A 17,560-nucleotide genomic window follows, 5' to 3' on the forward strand; every position below is an offset into this window, starting at 1 on the left:
CCGCCAGACCGGCCCGGCCGGCGGCCAAGCCCGCCAAGGCACCTCGTCAGCGTGCCGACGGTACGCTTGCCGTTCGTGGCGGCACGTCCGATTCCGCCCGCAAGTCACGTTCTCGCAACTTCCGCGAGGATCGCGGCGACGCTCCTGCCCGCCCTGCCGGCCCGGCCAAGGGCCCGGCGGGTGGTCGCGGCAAGCCGAGCGGGCGCCCCCCGCGCGGCCGCAAGTAATGCGGATCATCGCCGGGCAATGGCGCGGGCGCGCGATCGTCGCGCCGAAGGGGGATACGACGCGGCCGACGGCAGACCGCACGCGCGAGGCGCTGTTTTCGATGCTGGTCAGCCGGATCGGCAGTTTCGAAGGCCTGGCGGTCGGTGACTTGTTCGCCGGATCCGGCGCGTTGGGTCTGGAAGCGCTGTCGCGCGGCGCCGGGTCTTGCCTGTTCGTCGAGCAGGACAAGGCCGCGCTCGATGCGTTGCGCGTGAACGTCGCGAAGCTCGGCGCGAAGGCGGATATCCGCGCGCAATCGGTGATGGCGCTCGGGCCGGCCACGGCGCCGCTCGACGTGATCATGATGGACCCGCCGTATGGTACCGGCGCGGGCGTCGTCGCGCTTGACCGACTCGCGCGGCTCGGCTGGATCGGCCCGGCGACCTGGATCAGTATCGAAACGCAGCGCAACGAAGCAGTCGAGATTGCCGGGTTCGAGGTGGACGCCGACAAGATCTACGGCAAGGCGCGGGTGACGTTGCTGCGGCAGACCTAACCGTCGCCCCGGCGAAGGCCGGCGCCGCTGGCGGCTTGCCCAATCACCCGGCGATCCCGGCCTTCGCCGGGATGACGAGTCCTACGCCGCTTCCTTCACCTTCGCCGGCACCGGGTTCGAAAACACCATCTCGTTGTCCACCGACCCGAACTTCAGCGCCATCAGATCGAGCGCGTAGTTCTGGTGGACCTTCCACGGCTTGCGCGCGCCCTGTTTGGGGAATTTGTCCATCGCGCGCGTGACGTAGCCCGAGCTGAAATCGAGGAACGGCTCCTCGCCCACGGCATCGGTTGGGGTCGGCGTCGCCTGGCGCAGGCCGCGCTTCTTCATCGTATTGAGCAAGCGGCAGACATAGGCGCAGGTCAGGTCGGCTTTCAGCGTCCACGACGCGTTGGTGTAGCCGAATGACGAGGCCATGTTCGGGATGCCCGAATACATCATGCCCTTATAGTTGATCGTCTGCGACAAATCCTGGGCGACGCCATCGACGGAGAATTGCACGTCGCTGAGCAATTGCAGTTCGAGCCCCGTCGCGGTGACGATGACGTCGGCGGGAAGCGTCTTGCCCGAATTGAGCTTTATCCCCTCCGGCACGAACCGGTCGATCGTGTCGGTGACGACCTCCGCCTTCCCTTCGCGGATCGACGCGAACAGGTCGCCGTCGGGGACCAGGCACAGGCGCTGATCCCACGGATTGTAGCGGGGGGTGAAGTGCGTTTCGATATCGGCGTCGGGCAATTCCTCGCGGACCATGTTGAGCAACCGCTCTTTGGTCTTTTCCGGCTTCCCGCGCGCCATTTTAAAGAAAAGCATGCCGAGCAGGACGTTGCGCCAGCGCGTGATGCCATAGGCCATCTTGCTCGGCAGCTTGCCGCGCATCCAGTTCGCCATCGCATCCTCGCCCGGCCGCGCGACGATGTAAGTCGGCGAGCGCTGGAGCATGGTGATATGCTTGGTCTTCGGCGCCATCGCGGGCACGAGCGTCACCGCGGTCGCGCCGCTGCCGATCACGACGACGTTCTTGTCGGTATAGTCCAGGTCCGCCGGCCAGAATTGCGGGTGGACGATCCGCCCCTTGAAATCCTCCGCACCGGCGAATTCGGGCGAATAGCCCTTGGCGTAATTGTAATAGCCCGAGCACATGAAGAGGAAATTGCAGGTCATCGTGACCGGCCCATCCGGTCCGGTGGCCTCGACCGTCCAGCATGCCTCGTCGGTCGACCAGGCCGCGCTCTTGACGTGGTGATTGTAGCGGATCTGCTTGTCGATGCCGTATTCGGCAGCCGTGCGCTGGAGATAGTTCAGGATGTTCGGCCCGTCGGCGATCGCCTTCGCCTCGGTCCACGGCTTGAACGCATAACCGAGCGTGTACATGTCCGAATCCGACCGGATGCCGGGATAGCGGAACAGGTCCCAGGTGCCGCCGAGCGCCGCGCGCCCTTCGAGGATCGCGTAACTGCGATCGGGACACATCGTTTGCAGGTAATAGCCCGCGCCGATCCCCGAAATCCCCGCGCCCACGACCAGGACGTCGATATGTTCCATGGCAGCCACCTCTCCACCGTACCGATTATTCGATCGGGAAGCGGAAGGCAACTTACATGAGTGTCAGTATCGTAATCCTCCCCTGCCTGGGGGAGGTGGCGCCGAAGGCGACGGAGGGAGCGGGCGACAACCGCTAACGTCGTGCGTCCACCCCTCCGTCAGCTACGCTGACACCTCCCCCTGGCAGGGGAGGATTAGTTGGGATCAGAAGTTCTTCTGGTACTTCACGCTCGCGCCCGATCCGCCGAACGAGCTCATCTGCGACAGCACGCTCAGGCTCTTGGTCAGCGAAATCTCCAGCTGTGTCGCGGTGAAGCCGCGGGCGTCGGTGATGATCTCGATATAGATGTTGCGCGTGATGTACTTGCCCGCGGCGAGCGCCGTGCCACGCCCGCCCGCTTCGTCTGCGCCGAGGATGCGCAGGCGATCGATCCCGAGCCCGCCGCGCAGCTTGCCGAGCGGGTTGAGCCCGCCGCCACTGCCGCGCAGCGAATTGAGCGCGGCGGCCAGCTGCAACGCTTCGACTGCAGACAGATTTTCCGGATTGGTCCCGAACAGCAGGCGGCTGAGCACTTCGTCCTGCGGCAACGTCGGCGTCGAGGTGAACGTGATCTGCGGACGCTGGCCGGTGCCGCCGATGTTGATCACCGCGGTGATGCCGTTGGTGTCGGTCGTCGCCGAAATGTCGATGTCGGGGTCGGACAGGGCGTTGCCGCTGAAACGGATGTTGCCGCGGTTGATGTCGAACCTTTTGCCGGCAAAGCTGTAGGTGCCGCGCACAATCTCCGCATTGCCCGACACGATCGGTTGGGCCGAGGTGCCGCCAACCCGCATGTCGAGGCTCCATTCGGATTCGAGCCCCATGCCGCTGACGAACAATTGGTTGGCGGCGCGGATGCGGACGTCGAGCTTGAAGTTGCTTTCGGGCGCGGGCGGTCCGTGCGGGCGCGGCGCGTCGGACTTGCGGCGGATACCCTTGAGCTCGGGTACTTCGGCCTGGCCTTGATAGTTGAATTCGTAGCGCGCGTTGGGGATGCGCAAGTCACCCTTGATCAGCCCGCCGCCCTTGCCGTTGGTCACCGCCAGCGTGCCGGTCGCCGTCCCCGCCAGCGAATCGCTGTCGGCGAGCGTCGCGTTCTGCAGCGTCGCGTTGAGCTGGAGCGGGAAGCCGGCGTCGGACGACAGACCGATCCAGCCGTTCGCGCTGACCGTGCCCTGCCCGGCCTTCGCCTCCAGCTTGGTGATTTCCAGCCGATCGTTGGTGAAGCGTCCGGCGAGTTGCACGTTGGTCAGCTTCGTGCCGAATGCGGTGTTTATGTACGTCAGATTGTCGGCGCGCAGGATGCCGTTGAGTTGCGGCGCGCCGAGCCGGCCGCCGAAATCGGCCGCAACGGCGATCCCGCCCGAGGCCTGCTGGTTGGCGAGACCCGTCAGCGAGAAAAGCACGCCCGCCGGCCCATTATAGCGCACACCGCCGGTCAACGGGGCCGACATCAGTCGCTCGGACCAGCTCGCACCACCGCCCAGCGGCGCCAGATTGGCCTGCATCCGCCCGATCGTCGTCGTGCCGCGTTTGATCAGCGCGCGCGCATCGCCGCCCGCCGCGGTCAGCCGGCCGAGGAAGGTGATGTCGACCGGCTGCGATACGATCTCCGCGCTCGACCGGGTGAAGCCGGTAATCGTCATGCGCGTGTCGATGTTCGGCACCTCGGCACCGGTCGGCTGGATATAATCCACACTGCCAGTCGCGACGCCGTCGATGTTGAGGCCTGGGACCAATGCGTTGGCGACCGACAGGTCGAGCTTATCGAGCCGCGCCTGGAGCGTGACGCCCTTGCCATAGCTTCCGGCGATGCGCGCGGTACCCTTGTCGAACACGATCTGCGTGGGTTGCAGCTTGTATTCGCCGTTCAGCGGCTCGATCCGCGCCGGGCGCGGCGTACGGAACGCGATGCCGTTCGCCTTGCCCTGCAGCGCGACGAGCCAGAGTTTGGGCTGCAGCTGCGCGCTCAGCCCCATCGTGAACGGCACGCCGCTCGATCCGTTGGCGAGCGCCTGTACCGTGCCGGTCTGGTTGGCGTAGTCGACCTTGGCGCGCGCGACCGACAGGACAGTTTCGCCGTAGCGAAGGTTGGCGAGTTGGACGTCGGCGAGCACGCGCGGGCCGCTCGGGTAGAGGATGATCGTCCCCTTCGCGAGCGCGCGGCCGATGGTGAAATCGACCGCCCCGGGGATGCGCGCGTTATAAGCATGCGCGTCGAAATCGGCGCGCTGGACCTTGCCCTCGGCCGCCAAGGTCGCGACGCCGTTGACGCCAGACCCGGCGAACTGCAACCGGCCGGCGAACGGCCCGGCGGGCGTTTGCTGTAGGTTGCCGAGCAGGTTGACGCCGGCGAACTGCGTGCCTTGGTTGACCTGGATCGTCAGCACCTTGCCCGTGCGGATCAGGACGTTGGCAGCGAACGGACCGTAGCTTGTGTCACCCTTGGCCACGACCGCATATCCGTCGCCTTTGCCCCGGATCGTCGCTTCGAGGCCCGACAAGCCGACCCCGACGCCCGGACGCGGCGCGCGAATGACGATGACGGGGGCGCTCGCGGTGCCGGTAACACGCGCCGAGACCGGGCCGTACGCCTTCGACATGCCGTCGCCCGCAAACAAGATCTGCCCGTTCGGCGCATAGCTACCGCCGCCGCGGTAGATCGTGAATTGCGGCGCGGTCAGCTTGACGTTGTTGAACGTGATGCGGCCGTTGGTGTCGTACCCGACATCGCTCGACACCAATGCGTTACCGCCCAGGAAGTCCGCCGCGCCGCTGTTGAAGATGCGCTTGGTCCGCGCGACGACATGGCCCTTGATCCCGAACCCGCCCGACGGGACGGTCACCAGTTTCGCGTCGGTGGTCAGATCGACGATGCCGATGCCGTCGATCGTGTAGTTGTTGACCCGCCCCTTCAAGGCGCCGGTGTAGCGCCCGCTCGGCAGGTCGGCGACGACGATCGCGGTGGCGTCGATGCGGTCGGATTTGATCTTGAGATTGTCGGACAGCAACTTGCCGTTCGAATAGGCGAAATCGCCGACCGCGCTGACATTGGTCAGCAGGCCGCCGGCGGCCGCGTTCAGTCCCGTCACGCGTCGCGCGCGGGCGTTGACCGGGACCATGACATGCTCGGCATCGACCGTCGCCTTGCCCGATGCGCTCAGCCCCTCGACGCCCGTTCCGTTGAACGACAGCGCCGCCGCGCTGATGCTGTAGCCGACCGTCGGGGTCACGAACGGCCCGTCGAGCGCCAGATGCGCCATCACGTCGCGGCCCGCCAGATTGGGCAGGATCGCGCCGGGCGTCAGCAGCCGCGCATCGACGACGAAATTGCCGAACTTGTTCTCGCCCAGATCGATCAAGCCGTTCGCCGCGACCGCCAGCGCGCTCGACGTCAACGTCATCCGCGTCGTCGCCTTGCGCTTGTCGAGCGTGGAGGTGATATCGACCATCATCCCGCCCGCGGTCAGCCGCTCGACCGGGCCAGCCATGTAGAGCCCGGGATGCGTCAACCCGCGGATCGTGAAGGTGCCGTTCGCCGCGCCGAGATCGAGATTGGCCAGTTCCTGCCCACCGAGCGTCGCCAGTCCCTTGCCGGCCCACGCCTTCCAGTCGCCCTTGCCGTCGACACGGACGGTCAGCGGGGCTTTCGTCCCGCTCATCGCCGCGACCACGCCGTCGCCGGGCGCGTCGAGCGACACCTTGATCGCTAGCCGGTTGTCTTTCGGCACCGCGTCGAGCGTCAGACGCAACCGATCGCCGCCCGCAATTCCCGGCCCCTTCAACGCGTCGGCATTGGCGACGAGTTGCGCGCGGCCCGCCGCGATGTGCGCGGCGCCGTCGATGCGAACGAGATGCGCCTGCCCCGTCACCTCCTTCGCCAGCACCAGCCGGCCGACCTTCAATCGGTCGATATCGATATCGATGTCGGGCAATAGCGGCGCGTTGGGATCGCCGGGCTTGAGCGTCACCGGCCGCGTCATCGTGACCAGCGGCGCTTCCATCGAATCGACGTCGATATGGTTCCAGAAGAACTGGAATGGGTGCCAGTCGATCACCGCCGACGGCGCGGTCAGGAACACGCTCTTGGTATCGCTGACGCGCAGATCGACCAGTTCCATCCGGCCGTAGATCGACCCCTTGATCCGCCCGACCTTGATATTGAGACCGGTCTCGGTCGTGTAGTTAGCCAGACGCGACACGATGAAGCGATGTCCCGGCGCTGTGTCGAGCAGCACATAGACTGCCACCAACAGCGCCGCGATGCCGGCGAGCACGATCGCGATCCAGCGCGCGATCGACTGCCATAGCGGCCGCCGGACGACGATCGTCGTTTCCGGCATGTCTTCGGGGACGGTCGCCTCGCCCATTAGAACGCCTGGCCGATCGAGATGTACAGCGCGATCCGGCTATCGCCCTTGCGCCGATTGAGCGGGGTGGCGACGTCGATCCGGACGGGACCGAAATTGGTGTAGAAGCGCCCGCCGATGCCCGCGCCGAAGCGTAGATCGTTGAACTTCGGCATGCTCGATTCGTACGAATTGCCGGCATCGACGAACGGCACGATCCCGAAATTACCGACGCGATAGCGTGCCTCGAGCGCGAACTCGTTCAGGGACCGCCCGCCGACCGGATCGCCATTCGGGTCGAACGGCCCGAGCCGCTGATAGCCGTAGCCGCGCACCGACCCGCCGCCGCCGCCATAGTAACGCCGCGACGGCACGAGGTCGTCGCGCGAGATTCCTTGAATCGACCCGACGCGGACGCGCCCAGCGATCGTCAGGCTATCCATCACCGGATAATAGCCGCTCGCCTCCGCCATCGCGCGCAGATAGGGCCGCGCCGCGCCGCGCACCGACGTTTCCGGGCTGAGCGTCAGTTTGATGCGATAGCCCTGCGTCGGGTCGAGCAGCCCCATATCGGGGGTCCGCTTGTTCTTCGATCGATCGAACTGCCCCATCAACGGCAGCGCGGCGATGAAATACGTCCCGCGCTTCCGCTTGCCGAGGCCGAAATCGTACACGTCTTCGTTGGTGCCGGTCAGTTCGAAGCCGTATTGATAAGTGAATTTCTTCTGCCAGATCGGCGTGGAATCGTACGAGACGCGGCCGATCAGCGATAGCGACACGGCGTTGAACGCGTCGTAGTTGTTGCGGCCTGCCGCCAGCCCGAAACTCAGCGTACGGTCGCGCTGGCGCCAGTTGGAGCGTCGGAACGTGGCCCCTGCCCCCTGCTCCTGCGTACCGCCGACCGCCGTGAAGATCAGCGCGCCCTCCGGCGGGAAAGCGTTGCGCGCGGTATAGGTCGCCTCGGCGCGCAGCCCCTGGCCGGTGCTGTAGCCCCCGGTCGCGGCAATCGATCGAGTCTTGCCGACGCGCTGGGTGACCGCGATATCGACGATCCGGGTGCCGTCGGGCGCGTCCTTGCCGGTATCGACCGGCTCGACCGCGACGGTGGAGAACAGCCCGGTCGCAACCAGCGCCTTGCGCAGATCGTCGATGCCGCGCGTGTCGTACAGCTGGCCGGGTTTGAAACGGCGCAGGATGCGGATGTGGTCGGCGCCGAACGCCAGCTTGCCGGTCGTGGTGATGTCGCCGAAACTCGATCGCGGTCCGGTATCGATCGGCAGCGTATAGTCGCCCGTGAAGTTCGCCTCGTCGAGCAGGATATCGCGCGTGCCGAGCCGGGCGAACGGATAACCGGTCTGGCCGAGCTGCAGGCTGACATTGGCTTCCGCGCCCTGGATGCGCTCGGCCTCGATCGGATCGCCGGTGCGCAGCGGCAGGTTCTTGGTGATCAGGTCGTTGGGCGCGACGGGATAGGCGTCGACCTTGATCTCGCCGAGCTTGTAGAGGTTGCCCGGCACCGCGTTGATCACCGCGCGGACGCGGGTTGGGTCGTTCGGGACGTTCTCGATCACCGACACCGCGCTGGCGTCGTAATAGCCCTTGCTCTTCATCAGCCGGATCGCGAGCGCTTCGTCCTCGCGGGCGCGGGCCGTGACCATCGGGATGTTCGCGGCCTTGCCGCCGCCCTTCTTGAGCGCCGAGAAGGTGCGGAACTGGCCGTCCAGCTTGAGCGCGTCGAGCCCGTTGACGACGGTGTCGTAGCGAACCTGCGCGCCCTTCTTGTCGTCGGTCACCGCGACATCGACGACCGGCGCCGTGTTGTAGCTGTCGAGCGGCGGCAATGGCTGGGCGAGCTCCGTCGGCGGCTCCGACGGCGGCGGCAGCGTGCCGGGTTCGACGACCGGCGCGGGCGGCGGCGTCGTGCTGTCGGGCGCCTTGTCGGCGGTCTGCGGGGTGAAGGGCGCGTCCTGCGGGATCGGTTCGAGCGGCGCGTTGATGTCGTCGGACAGCTTGGGCAGCGCCGCGTTGAAATCCTTGTCGCTGACGATCGGCTTGTCGCCTTCGGGGTCGCTGGTCGGCGTCGGGATCGGGACCGGCTTGCCCTGCTGGCTCCCGGGCGCAGTCTGCGGCGTCGTAGCCGTTTGCGCGAGTACCATGCCCGGTACCAGCGCGCCGACGGCGATCGCGTAGCAGCAATGATTGACGATACGCGACACGACAGCCCCTTTGCCGGGGATCGTGGTATCGCCCCCCTTCCTGCCCTGCCAACGCTTTGTTCCCCGCCAGGTTCATTCGGCCGATTCGGGCGCGACCCGTGCAGTCGCCGCTTCGATACGCTCGAGCATCGCCGACAGGGTCTTGCGTTCTTCCGGATCGAGTTGCTGGAAGATCGCCGCTTCCATTTCCAGCGCCTTGGGCGCGACCTGATCGTACAGCGCCCGCCCGGTGTCGGTCAGCGACAGCAGATGCGACCGCTTGTCGCCGGCATTGGGCTGGCGCGCGATCAGTCCACGCTCGGCCAGCGCCTGCGCCGCGCGGCTCACCGTCACCTTGTCCATCCGCGTCGCCACACCGACCGCCTGCTGCGTGATCGGCTGCCCCTCCGCAATAACCGCGATCAGTCGCCATTCGGGAATTTTCAGCCCGAACAGCCGGACATACGCCGTCGCGATCGCCGCCGATACACGATTCGACACGACCGACAGGCGGTATGGCAGGAAGGTGTCGAGCTTGAGTTGTGTCACATCCGTGACGCTAGCGCGCCCGCCCCCATCCGTCATGCTGAACTTGTCCGGGCGACGACGGTTTGACCTTTGACGACGCCAGCACGTTGCGATATAGTTTCAATTGAAACCACTTTCGGAGCCAACCATGACCGACACGACCGACAATCCGATGGGCCTCGACGGCTTCGCGTTCGTCGAGTTCACTTCGCCCGATCCGGCGGCGATGGCCGACTGGTTCGAAAAGCTGGGCTTCACGCATGTCGGTACGCATCGGTCGAAGAATGTCCGTCGCTACGCGCAGGGAGAGATCAACTTTCTGCTCAACATGGACGATGCCGGCCAGGTCGCCGGTTTCCGCAACGCGCACGGCCCGAGCGCCAACGCGATGGCGTTCAACGTCGAGGATGACGAGGCGGCGCTGAAGCTCGCCGTCGAACGCGGCGCGGTCGCGGTGACGGGCAGCAATGGCCCCGGCGAGCTCGACATCCCGGCGATCGAGGGGATCGGCGGCGCCAATCTCTATCTCGTCGACAAGAAAGACGATGTGTGGGGTACGGATTTTATCCCGACCGGCAAGGGCGTGGACGACAATTCGGTCGGGCTCGAGATACTCGACCACCTCACGCACAATTTGCGGCGCGGCCGGATGGATTATTGGGCGAATTATTACGAGCGGATCTTCAACTTCCGCCAGATCCGCTACTTCGACATCGAGGGTCAGGCGACTGGGCTGTTTTCGAAGGCGATGACCGCGCCCGACGACAAGATCAAGATTCCGCTGAACGAGAGTCAGGACGAGCATTCGCAGATCGAAGAGTTCATCAAGGACTATAAGGGCGAAGGCATTCAGCACATCGCGCTGACCACCGACGATATCTTCGCAACGGTTGATCGGTTGCGCGCCAACGGCATTATCTTCCAGGATTCGCCGGACACCTATTTCGACATGATCGACCAGCGCCTGCCGGGCCACGGCCACGACGTGGCGGAAATGCGCAAGCGCAAGATCCTGATCGACGGGGCGCCGGAGACGGGCGGCGGGTTGCTGCTGCAGATCTTCACCGCCAACATGGTCGGGCCGATCTTCTTCGAGATCATCCAGCGCAAGGGCAATGACGGCTTTGGCGAGGGGAATTTCAAGGCGCTGTTCGAGAGCATCGAACTCGACCAGATCCGCCGTGGCGTCGTGCCGGGGGTCGAGGCTTAACGAAGCCGTCGCCCCGGCGCAGGCCGGGGTCGCCGGGTGGATGGCGAGCGCGTGCCGAAAAACGCAGCGGCCCCGGCCTGCGCCGGGGCGACGAAATTTGAGGCGCAGATGACCGATTACATGACCGGCTTCGGCAATCACTTCGCGACCGAAGCCGTCGCGGGCGCCCTGCCAATCGGGCGAAATTCGCCGCAGAAGCCGGCGTTCGGACTTTATACCGAACAACTCAGCGGCACCGCATTCACCGCCCCGCGCCATGAAAACCGGCGGACGTGGATGTACCGCCTGCGCCCGAGCGCCGCGCATCCGGCCTTCGCCCGCTACGACGGCGCCAAGCGTTTTGCGCCCGGCCTGTCGAAGCAGCCGCTCGCCCCCAACCGCCTGCGCTGGCAGCCGCTGAGCGACGCGCCCGCGGCCGACTGGCTCGACAGCCTGACGACGATGGTCGTCGCCGGCGACGGCCCGCGCACCCAGGCGGGCGTCGCGATGCACGTCTATGCCGCCAGCAAGGACATGGAGAACCGCGTCTTCGCTTCGGCCGATGGCGAACTGCTGATCCTGCCCGAACAGGGCGGGCTCACGCTACTGACCGAACTCGGCCGGATCGACATCGCGCCCGGTCAGGTCGCGGTGATCCCGCGCGGCGTGCGGTTTCGCGTCACCCTGCCCGACGGCCCGGCGCGCGGTTACGTCGCCGAAAACCACGGCCAGCCCTTCCGCTTCCCCGATCTCGGCCCGATCGGCTCGAACGGCCTGGCCAACCCGCGCGATTTCGAGACGCCGGTTGCCTGGTTCGAGGATGTCGAGGGCGATTACGACCTGATCCAGAAGTTCGAGGGCGCGCTGTGGACAACCAACCTCGGCCGCTCACCCCTCGACGTGGTCGCGTGGCACGGCAACTACGCGCCGTATCGCTACGACCTGACACGCTTCAACACGATCGGCAGCATCAGTTTCGACCATCCCGATCCGTCGATCTTTACGGTGCTCACCTCGCCCAGCGACGTGCCCGGCACCGCCAATGCCGATTTCGTGATCTTCCCGCCGCGCTGGATGGTCGCCGAGGACACGTTCCGCCCGCCCTGGTTCCACCGCAACACGATGAGCGAGTGCATGGGGCTGCTCTACGGCGCGTACGACGCCAAGGCGGACGGCTTCCGCCCAGGTGCGATGTCGCTGCACAACCAGATGAGCGGCCACGGTCCCGACGTCGCCAGCTGGAAGGGCGCGAGCGAAGCCGAACTCAAACCGCACAAGATCAATGGCACGATGGCGTTCATGATCGAAAGCCGCTGGGTGTTCCACTGCACCGACTATGCGCTGGAGACGAGCGCGCTCGACGAGGATTATGACGAGGTGTGGTCGGGCTTTCCGAAGGCGCGGCTACCCTAGGTTTCGGGGACCACCTGCATCGTCCACCAGCACATGCCGCCGATCGCGACGGCAAGAGCGAGGACGACGAGCATCAGCGCGATGCTGCGCCGCCCCGTGAACAGCATCCACAGGCCGTAGAACATCGATCCGGCGCCGAACGCCGCGATCGTCGCGAACAGCATCAGGATCGTCCGCGCCTGTTCGGCGGTGCCGTTGAAAGTCGTGCCGCCGATTCGCGTTCCGGGATGCAGCATCGTCGGCGACAGCGCGTAGTAGAGCCACCCCATCATCCCGGCGAGGAACGCGCCGCACGCGAGCAGGAACCCGCCAGCGATCCGCACCCGACGTGGCGTCCGCATCCCGCCGCCGCAATTCGGGCATTTGGCCATCGTCCCCTCGACGCTCGTGCGGCATCGCGAGTTCAGGCATGTGCTCGTCGCCGGCATGATAATCCCCCTATTCGCCGGAGTGTAATACCGGCCGCACCACCAGCCGTCTGAAAAAAATTTCGCCGCCCTGTCGAATCCGTTCGTGCTTGCCCGTCTCCCGAGTACGATCGCAATCGCGCGGTCGGCGGGAGAAGCACGATGCAATACATGGTCCTGATCTACGAAGACGAAGCCGGCTATGGCGGCAAGGAAGACAGCCCCGAGCTCAAGGCGATCGTCGCCAAGCATTATGCGCTGGCGGGCGAGCTGGGCGACAAGCTGGTCGCCGGATCCGGCCTGATGTCGGTCACCACCGCGACGACCGTCCGCACCGCGCCCGACGGCAGCCAGACGATCCATGACGGCCCCTTCGCCGAAACGCGCGAGCAGCTCGGCGGCTTTTACTTGATCGAAGCGCAAGACCTCGACGAAGCGATAGCGTTCGCCAAACGCGTCCCGATCCGGCTCGGCGGATCGGTCGAGGTACGGCCGGCGATCATGGGCGGGTGATGCCGCTCGACCGGGCCGTCCGCACACATGGCGCGCGCGTCGTCGCCGCGCTGGCGGCCCGGTTTCGCGACTTGGATTTGGCGGAGGACGGGTTCGCCGAAGCCTGCGCGCGCGCCGTTGGGGCATGGGCGCAGGGCGAACCCGACAATCCGGCCGGATGGCTTTTCCGGGTCGCGGAGCGCGCCGCACTCGACATCTTGCGGCGGCGGGCAGTGCGCGACGGCGCCGCGCTGCCGCCGCTGGAGCCCGAGCCGACAGCGGAGGAATTGATGGCGGCGCGCCCCGATATTCCCGACGAACGGCTGCGGTTGATCTTCGTCTGCTGCCATCCGGCGATCCATCCGGAGGCGCGCGCAGCGCTTACGCTACGGCTGGTGTGCGGATTGTCGGCGCAGGAGATCGCCCGCGCTTTCCTGATCGCCGAGCCGGCGCTGCTGCAGCGCCTGACCCGCGCCAAACGCAAGATTGCCGCGGCGGGTGTCCCGTTCGAGATTCCCGGTCCGGACCACTGGGCCGAGCGGCTCGACGCGGTGCTGTCCACGATCGAGGTCGCCTATGCGCACGCGCATGCCGACGGCGCTGCGACCGGGCTACACGCAGGGTATGCGGCCGAGATGCGGGTCGTCACCGCAACGCTGGCTACAATGTTGCCAAAGGAGGCCGAAGTTCACGCACTGGCGGCGATGGTACGGTTCGCCGAGGCTCGCCGGCCCGCGCGCGTCGATGACATGGGCGCGATGGTGCCTCTGTCGGAACAGGACCCGGCGCTGTGGGACACCGCGCTAATTGCCGATGCCCAGCGATATCTGCGCACGGCGCTCGGCCGTCCGTTGACCGCCCGAACGTTGCAGGCCCTGATCCATGCGGAATGGTGCCTGCGGACGTCGCTGGACGATCCCGCGCCCTGGCCCGCGATCCTGATCCTCTACGACGCATTGCTGGCACATCGCGACGATCCGCTGACCCGGCTCAACCGGGCCGTCGCGTTAGCCGAGATGCGCGGCCCGGCGGCAGCGTTGGAAGACGTCGATGCGCTCAGCCATAGCGGCCTCGCGACCTACCTTCCCTACCATGCGGTCCGCGCCGATCTGCTCACACGATTGGGTCTCTACGACGCCGCGTGCGAGGCATACGACGCGGCGTTGGCACTCGGTCCCGGCGATGCTGAACGCAATTGGCTGGCGGCGAAGTTGGCGGAGGTCGGACGCTAGCCCGCCATCTCATCTCGCATCAACGCCGTGTCGGCGGACAGACAGGCTGCGGCGGCGCCAAGGGAATGAAAATCCGCTGGAACGTCGCTATGTCGCGCGGCGAAAACGACGCCTCCAGTTCACGACGGCGAACCTGGTATAGATCCTCGATCTCTTTGCGCGATGCCTGCAGGCGCCGATATTCGGGGCCCATTTCACGTTCGGGCATACAGCCTTTCATCGCCTGCATCCTGACGATAGCGTTGATCAGCGGCACCCACACATCGGTCGCAAACCGACGAACCTCTCGCTTCGCCCCAGGCGAAAGGTCGTCGTATGCCTCGCGATTGCCCGACAAAAACTGCTGCACCGTGGTTTGCGCCACCGCTGCGCCGGTCCACAGAACCAACGACAGCAATACCAACACCGCCTTGCACCGCCCAACCAACGAACCCGACCTCACTTCATCTGCCGCTTGGCCGACGCCGTCGTACTCTTGCCATAAGGCGGCATGATCCCGGCGAGTTTCGCGACGTTGATCTTCGGCTGGCGATACACCGCCTTGGCATGGCTGAACGTCTTGAACCCGTCATGCCCGTGATAAGCGCCCATCCCGGACGGACCGACGCCGCCGAACGGCAGTTCCTCGTTGGTGATGTGGAAGATCACGTCGTTCAGCGTCACGCCGCCCGAAATCGTGCGGTCTAGTACGCGGCGGCGTTCGGTGTCGTCGTTGCCGAAATAGTACAGCCCGAGCGGACGATCGCGGCGGTTGACCTCGGCGATCGCGGTGTCGACGCCACCGGAATAGCGGCGCACCGGCAGGATCGGACCGAAGATTTCCTCCTGCATCACCGTCATGTCGTCGGTCGCGTTGCGAACGATATGCAGCGGCATCTTGCGCGTGTTGCTCGCGCCGAAATCCTCGTTCGCCGGATTGACGGTCTCGATCGTCGCGCCCTTGGCCTTGGCATCCGCCAGCCAGTCCTGCAGGCGCTGATGGTGCCGGTCGTTGACGATCGAGGTGTAATCGGGGTTCGCCAACAGCGTCGGATACATGGTCGATACCGCGGCCTTCAGCCCATCGACCACCGCCTGCTCCTGATCGTCTGGCACCAGCATGTAATCAGGCGCGAGGCAGATTTGGCCGGCGTTCATCATCTTGCCGAGCGCGACGCGTTCGGTCGCCTGGCGGACGTTGGCCCCTTTCCCGACGATCACCGGTGACTTGCCACCGAGTTCGAGCGTCACGGGCGTCAGGTTGTCGGCCGCAGCGTGCAGGATGTGTTTCCCAATCCCCGTCGCACCGGTGAAGATCAGATGGTCGAACGGCAGTTCGGCAAAGGCCTTGCCGACCTCCGGCCCGCCCGAGAAGAATGCCAGCTCATCGGCGGCGAAGTATTGCGGGCAGACCTCCTCGAACAACGCCGCCGTCCGCGCGGTGAATTCGCTCGACTTGACCATCGCGCGATTGCCGGCCGCGAAGATATTGGCGATCGGCGCCATCACGAGTTGCACCGGAAAATTCCACGGTGCGATCACGCCGACCACGCCCTTCGGCTGGTACTCGATCCACCCCTTACCGCCGAGCAGACCCAGCGGAAACGTCACCGGGCGTCGCTCGGGGCGCATCCATCTGTCGAGATGCTTGATCGCGTGCTTCATCGGCGCGATCGACGCGGCGATGTCGGTGACCATCGACTGCTCGCGGCTACGATGGCCGAAATCCTCCGACAGCGCGTCGCAGAACGCATCTGCGTGGTCGCGGATCATCGCGGCGGCGCGCTTCAGGCGATCCTTGCGCGTCGCGGCGGACACCGGGAGCTCGGCCTGAAACGCGGCCCGCTGCGCGTCGAGGGTTGACCGCATGTCCATCATACGCACCCGATCAGGCCGCCGGCGGGGACGACAACGCTGTCTCGCCCGGGCCGGTCGATCCGCAGCGTCGCGTCGCCGATCCGCGCGCCGCCGGTCATGCCGGTTTCGGTCGCGATCGTCATCTCCAGCGTCGCGGTCACGTCGCCGCCGCGATATTCGGTGGTCTGCGAGAAGCCGTAGCCGCCGGTGCCGTTCTGCGTGGTCATCGCGAAATCCTGGACCTTGCCGTCGATCGTCAGGCGGATCGTCGCCGGATCGGCGACCGCCATCGCGATCATCGCCTGGCTTGGCCCGCGCGTCCAGAGATAAGCGGCACACCCTTTCGAGGGTAGATCCTGCTTCGGCACCACGCCGATCGGGAGGCCATCGACGCTGGCGACGATCGGCGCGGGCGCCGGCGGTTTCTTGTCCTTGGCGGCCGCGGGCAGCGCGAGGACGATCAGGGCGAGCGGAAGCATCTTCATAGGCCGGACGCTACCATGACCAGCCATACCGGGTAAGCCGCGATCGCCATCAACGCGCCGAACGGCACCCAATCGGTCGCCGCGACAGCTTGGCCGCGAAGTCGCGAGGCGAGCACCGCGGCCAGTCCGATGACGCAGGCGAGGAGGAGGACGAAGGGCAGCATGGCCCAGCCGACCCACAATCCGATCGCACCGAACAGCTTGGGATCGCCGCCGCCCAGTCCTTCGCGGCCCCGCACGCGGCGATAGGCGAAGGCAATCAACCAGAGCGATAAGAAGCCTGCCGCGCCTCCGATCACGCGATCCGGCCAAGCGGGCGGCGCCACCGACATCGATACGAGTCCCATCGCCGCCAAGGCGCCCGTGAGGCGGTCGGGTAGCCAGAACTCCGCGACGTCGAGCGCCGCCAGCGCCAGCAACAGCCAGCCGAGCACCGCGCCCGCAACGCCGATCGGCCCGGGAACCGCGATCCCGCTGATCACGCCGAGCGCCGCGCAACCAAGTTCGATTTGCCAATGCCGCGGATCGATCGTCACGCTGCAACTTTGACATCGGCCGCGTGACGCGAGTGCGCTGAAGAGCGGCACCAGCTCCCACGCCCGCAACGTACGCCCGCACCCATCGCACGCCGATCGCCCGCCGACGACCGACCTCTCCTGCGGCCAACGGATCACCAGGGTCGCAAGAAAACTCCCGACGATCGCGCCGAGCACGCCCAGCCCAGCGGGCCACACCCAGTCAGGCATCGGCCTTCTTGCGGATCAGATAGCGATACACGCCGAACAGGTTGATGCCGAACAACACAGCATTCTGCGTCCCCAACGCGCCGTCCTTTGCCAGCACCGCACCAGCGATCCAGCAGATCGAAGATCCGACGAAGATCACGAATCCCCACCCCGTCACCCGCCGGCCCGAATCGAGCGACACCATCAGCGCCGCGACGATACCGCTGATCGATGCCAGCCATTTGAGCGCAGTGGTAAGGGTTTCCATCAGGAACGGCCTAGCCCTCCCCACCTCCTTCGTCACCCCGGACTTGATCCGAGGTCCCGCTTCTTCGACCGACCGAAAAAGCGGGATGCCGGA

General features: G+C 66.1%; 15 protein-coding genes. 5 read left to right on the top strand and 10 right to left on the bottom strand.

Translation table 11 applies throughout. From position 1 onward, the window contains the following. The first annotated feature begins 226 nt into the window (after positions 1-226). Positions 227-763 (top strand): 16S rRNA (guanine(966)-N(2))-methyltransferase RsmD, encoded by a 537-nt coding sequence (gene rsmD / locus FPZ24_RS09945; protein ID WP_146571574.1) that lies wholly within the window; start codon positions 227-229, stop codon positions 761-763. Positions 764-844: 81 nt separating this feature from the next. On the opposite strand, the gene FPZ24_RS09950 is transcribed toward rsmD, so the two are convergent. From FPZ24_RS09950 to FPZ24_RS09965, 4 genes are all read right to left on the bottom strand, one after another. After that, positions 845-2,308 carry a flavin-containing monooxygenase gene (locus FPZ24_RS09950; protein WP_146571576.1) on the bottom strand — a complete coding sequence of 488 codons (1,464 nt, stop codon included), beginning with the start codon at positions 2,306-2,308 and terminating at the stop codon, positions 845-847. Between the two features lie 204 nt (positions 2,309-2,512). Then, positions 2,513-6,718 (bottom strand): translocation/assembly module TamB domain-containing protein, encoded by a 4,206-nt coding sequence (locus FPZ24_RS09955; protein ID WP_146571579.1) that lies wholly within the window; start codon positions 6,716-6,718, stop codon positions 2,513-2,515. Next, positions 6,718-8,853 (bottom strand): BamA/TamA family outer membrane protein, encoded by a 2,136-nt coding sequence (locus FPZ24_RS09960; protein WP_146574347.1) that lies wholly within the window; start codon positions 8,851-8,853, stop codon positions 6,718-6,720. The genes FPZ24_RS09955 and FPZ24_RS09960 overlap by 1 nt, the downstream gene beginning before the upstream one ends. 132 nt (positions 8,854-8,985) lie before the next feature. After that, positions 8,986-9,441, bottom strand: coding sequence for a MarR family winged helix-turn-helix transcriptional regulator (locus FPZ24_RS09965; protein WP_186728726.1), 456 nt, complete (start codon positions 9,439-9,441; stop codon positions 8,986-8,988). A gap of 127 nt (positions 9,442-9,568) precedes the next feature. Here FPZ24_RS09965 and hppD point away from each other — a divergent pair, with 127 nt between their 5' ends. After that, a complete protein-coding gene (gene hppD / locus FPZ24_RS09970) occupies positions 9,569-10,630 on the top strand; it encodes a 4-hydroxyphenylpyruvate dioxygenase (RefSeq protein ID WP_146571583.1) in 1,062 nt (353 codons plus the stop codon). A gap of 108 nt (positions 10,631-10,738) precedes the next feature. Continuing rightward, positions 10,739-12,022 carry a homogentisate 1,2-dioxygenase gene (hmgA, locus tag FPZ24_RS09975; protein ID WP_146571585.1) on the top strand — a complete coding sequence of 428 codons (1,284 nt, stop codon included), beginning with the start codon at positions 10,739-10,741 and terminating at the stop codon, positions 12,020-12,022. Here hmgA and FPZ24_RS09980 read toward each other — a convergent pair. Continuing rightward, a complete protein-coding gene (locus FPZ24_RS09980; protein WP_146571587.1) occupies positions 12,019-12,450 on the bottom strand; it encodes a hypothetical protein in 432 nt (143 codons plus the stop codon). The genes hmgA and FPZ24_RS09980 overlap by 4 nt on opposite strands. A 141-nt stretch (positions 12,451-12,591) precedes the next feature. On the opposite strand from FPZ24_RS09980, the gene FPZ24_RS09985 reads away from it, so the two are divergent. Next, positions 12,592-12,942, top strand: coding sequence for a YciI family protein (locus tag FPZ24_RS09985; protein WP_146571589.1), 351 nt, complete (start codon positions 12,592-12,594; stop codon positions 12,940-12,942). After that, positions 12,942-14,153 (top strand): RNA polymerase sigma factor, encoded by a 1,212-nt coding sequence (locus FPZ24_RS09990; RefSeq protein ID WP_205012826.1) that lies wholly within the window; start codon positions 12,942-12,944, stop codon positions 14,151-14,153. Before FPZ24_RS09985 ends, FPZ24_RS09990 begins: the two co-directional genes overlap by 1 nt. Positions 14,154-14,172: 19 nt before the next feature. On the opposite strand, the gene FPZ24_RS09995 is transcribed toward FPZ24_RS09990, so the two are convergent. The 5 genes from FPZ24_RS09995 to FPZ24_RS10015 are packed head-to-tail and all read right to left on the bottom strand — an operon-like array spanning position 14,173 to position 17,467. Beyond that, on the bottom strand, positions 14,173-14,559 hold the full coding sequence (locus FPZ24_RS09995; protein ID WP_146571593.1) for a hypothetical protein: 387 nt from the start codon (positions 14,557-14,559) through the stop codon (positions 14,173-14,175). Positions 14,560-14,591: 32 nt separating this feature from the next. Continuing rightward, positions 14,592-16,001: a coniferyl aldehyde dehydrogenase gene (locus tag FPZ24_RS10000; protein ID WP_420853353.1), complete on the bottom strand. Its 1,410-nt coding sequence runs from the start codon at positions 15,999-16,001 to the stop codon at positions 14,592-14,594. 5 nt (positions 16,002-16,006) lie between these two features. Continuing rightward, positions 16,007-16,474, bottom strand: coding sequence for a hypothetical protein (locus FPZ24_RS10005; protein WP_240047412.1), 468 nt, complete (start codon positions 16,472-16,474; stop codon positions 16,007-16,009). Next, positions 16,471-17,220, bottom strand: a complete 750-nt coding sequence (locus FPZ24_RS10010) for a prepilin peptidase (RefSeq protein ID WP_146571597.1) — start codon at positions 17,218-17,220, stop codon at positions 16,471-16,473. The genes FPZ24_RS10005 and FPZ24_RS10010 overlap by 4 nt, the downstream gene beginning before the upstream one ends. Further along, positions 17,213-17,467, bottom strand: coding sequence for a hypothetical protein (locus FPZ24_RS10015; protein ID WP_146571599.1), 255 nt, complete (start codon positions 17,465-17,467; stop codon positions 17,213-17,215). The genes FPZ24_RS10010 and FPZ24_RS10015 overlap by 8 nt, the downstream gene beginning before the upstream one ends. Positions 17,468-17,560: the final 93 nt, after the last annotated feature.

This window comes from Sphingomonas panacisoli (genome assembly GCF_007859635.1).
GTDB classification, from domain to species: Bacteria; Pseudomonadota; Alphaproteobacteria; order Sphingomonadales; family Sphingomonadaceae; genus Sphingomonas; species Sphingomonas panacisoli.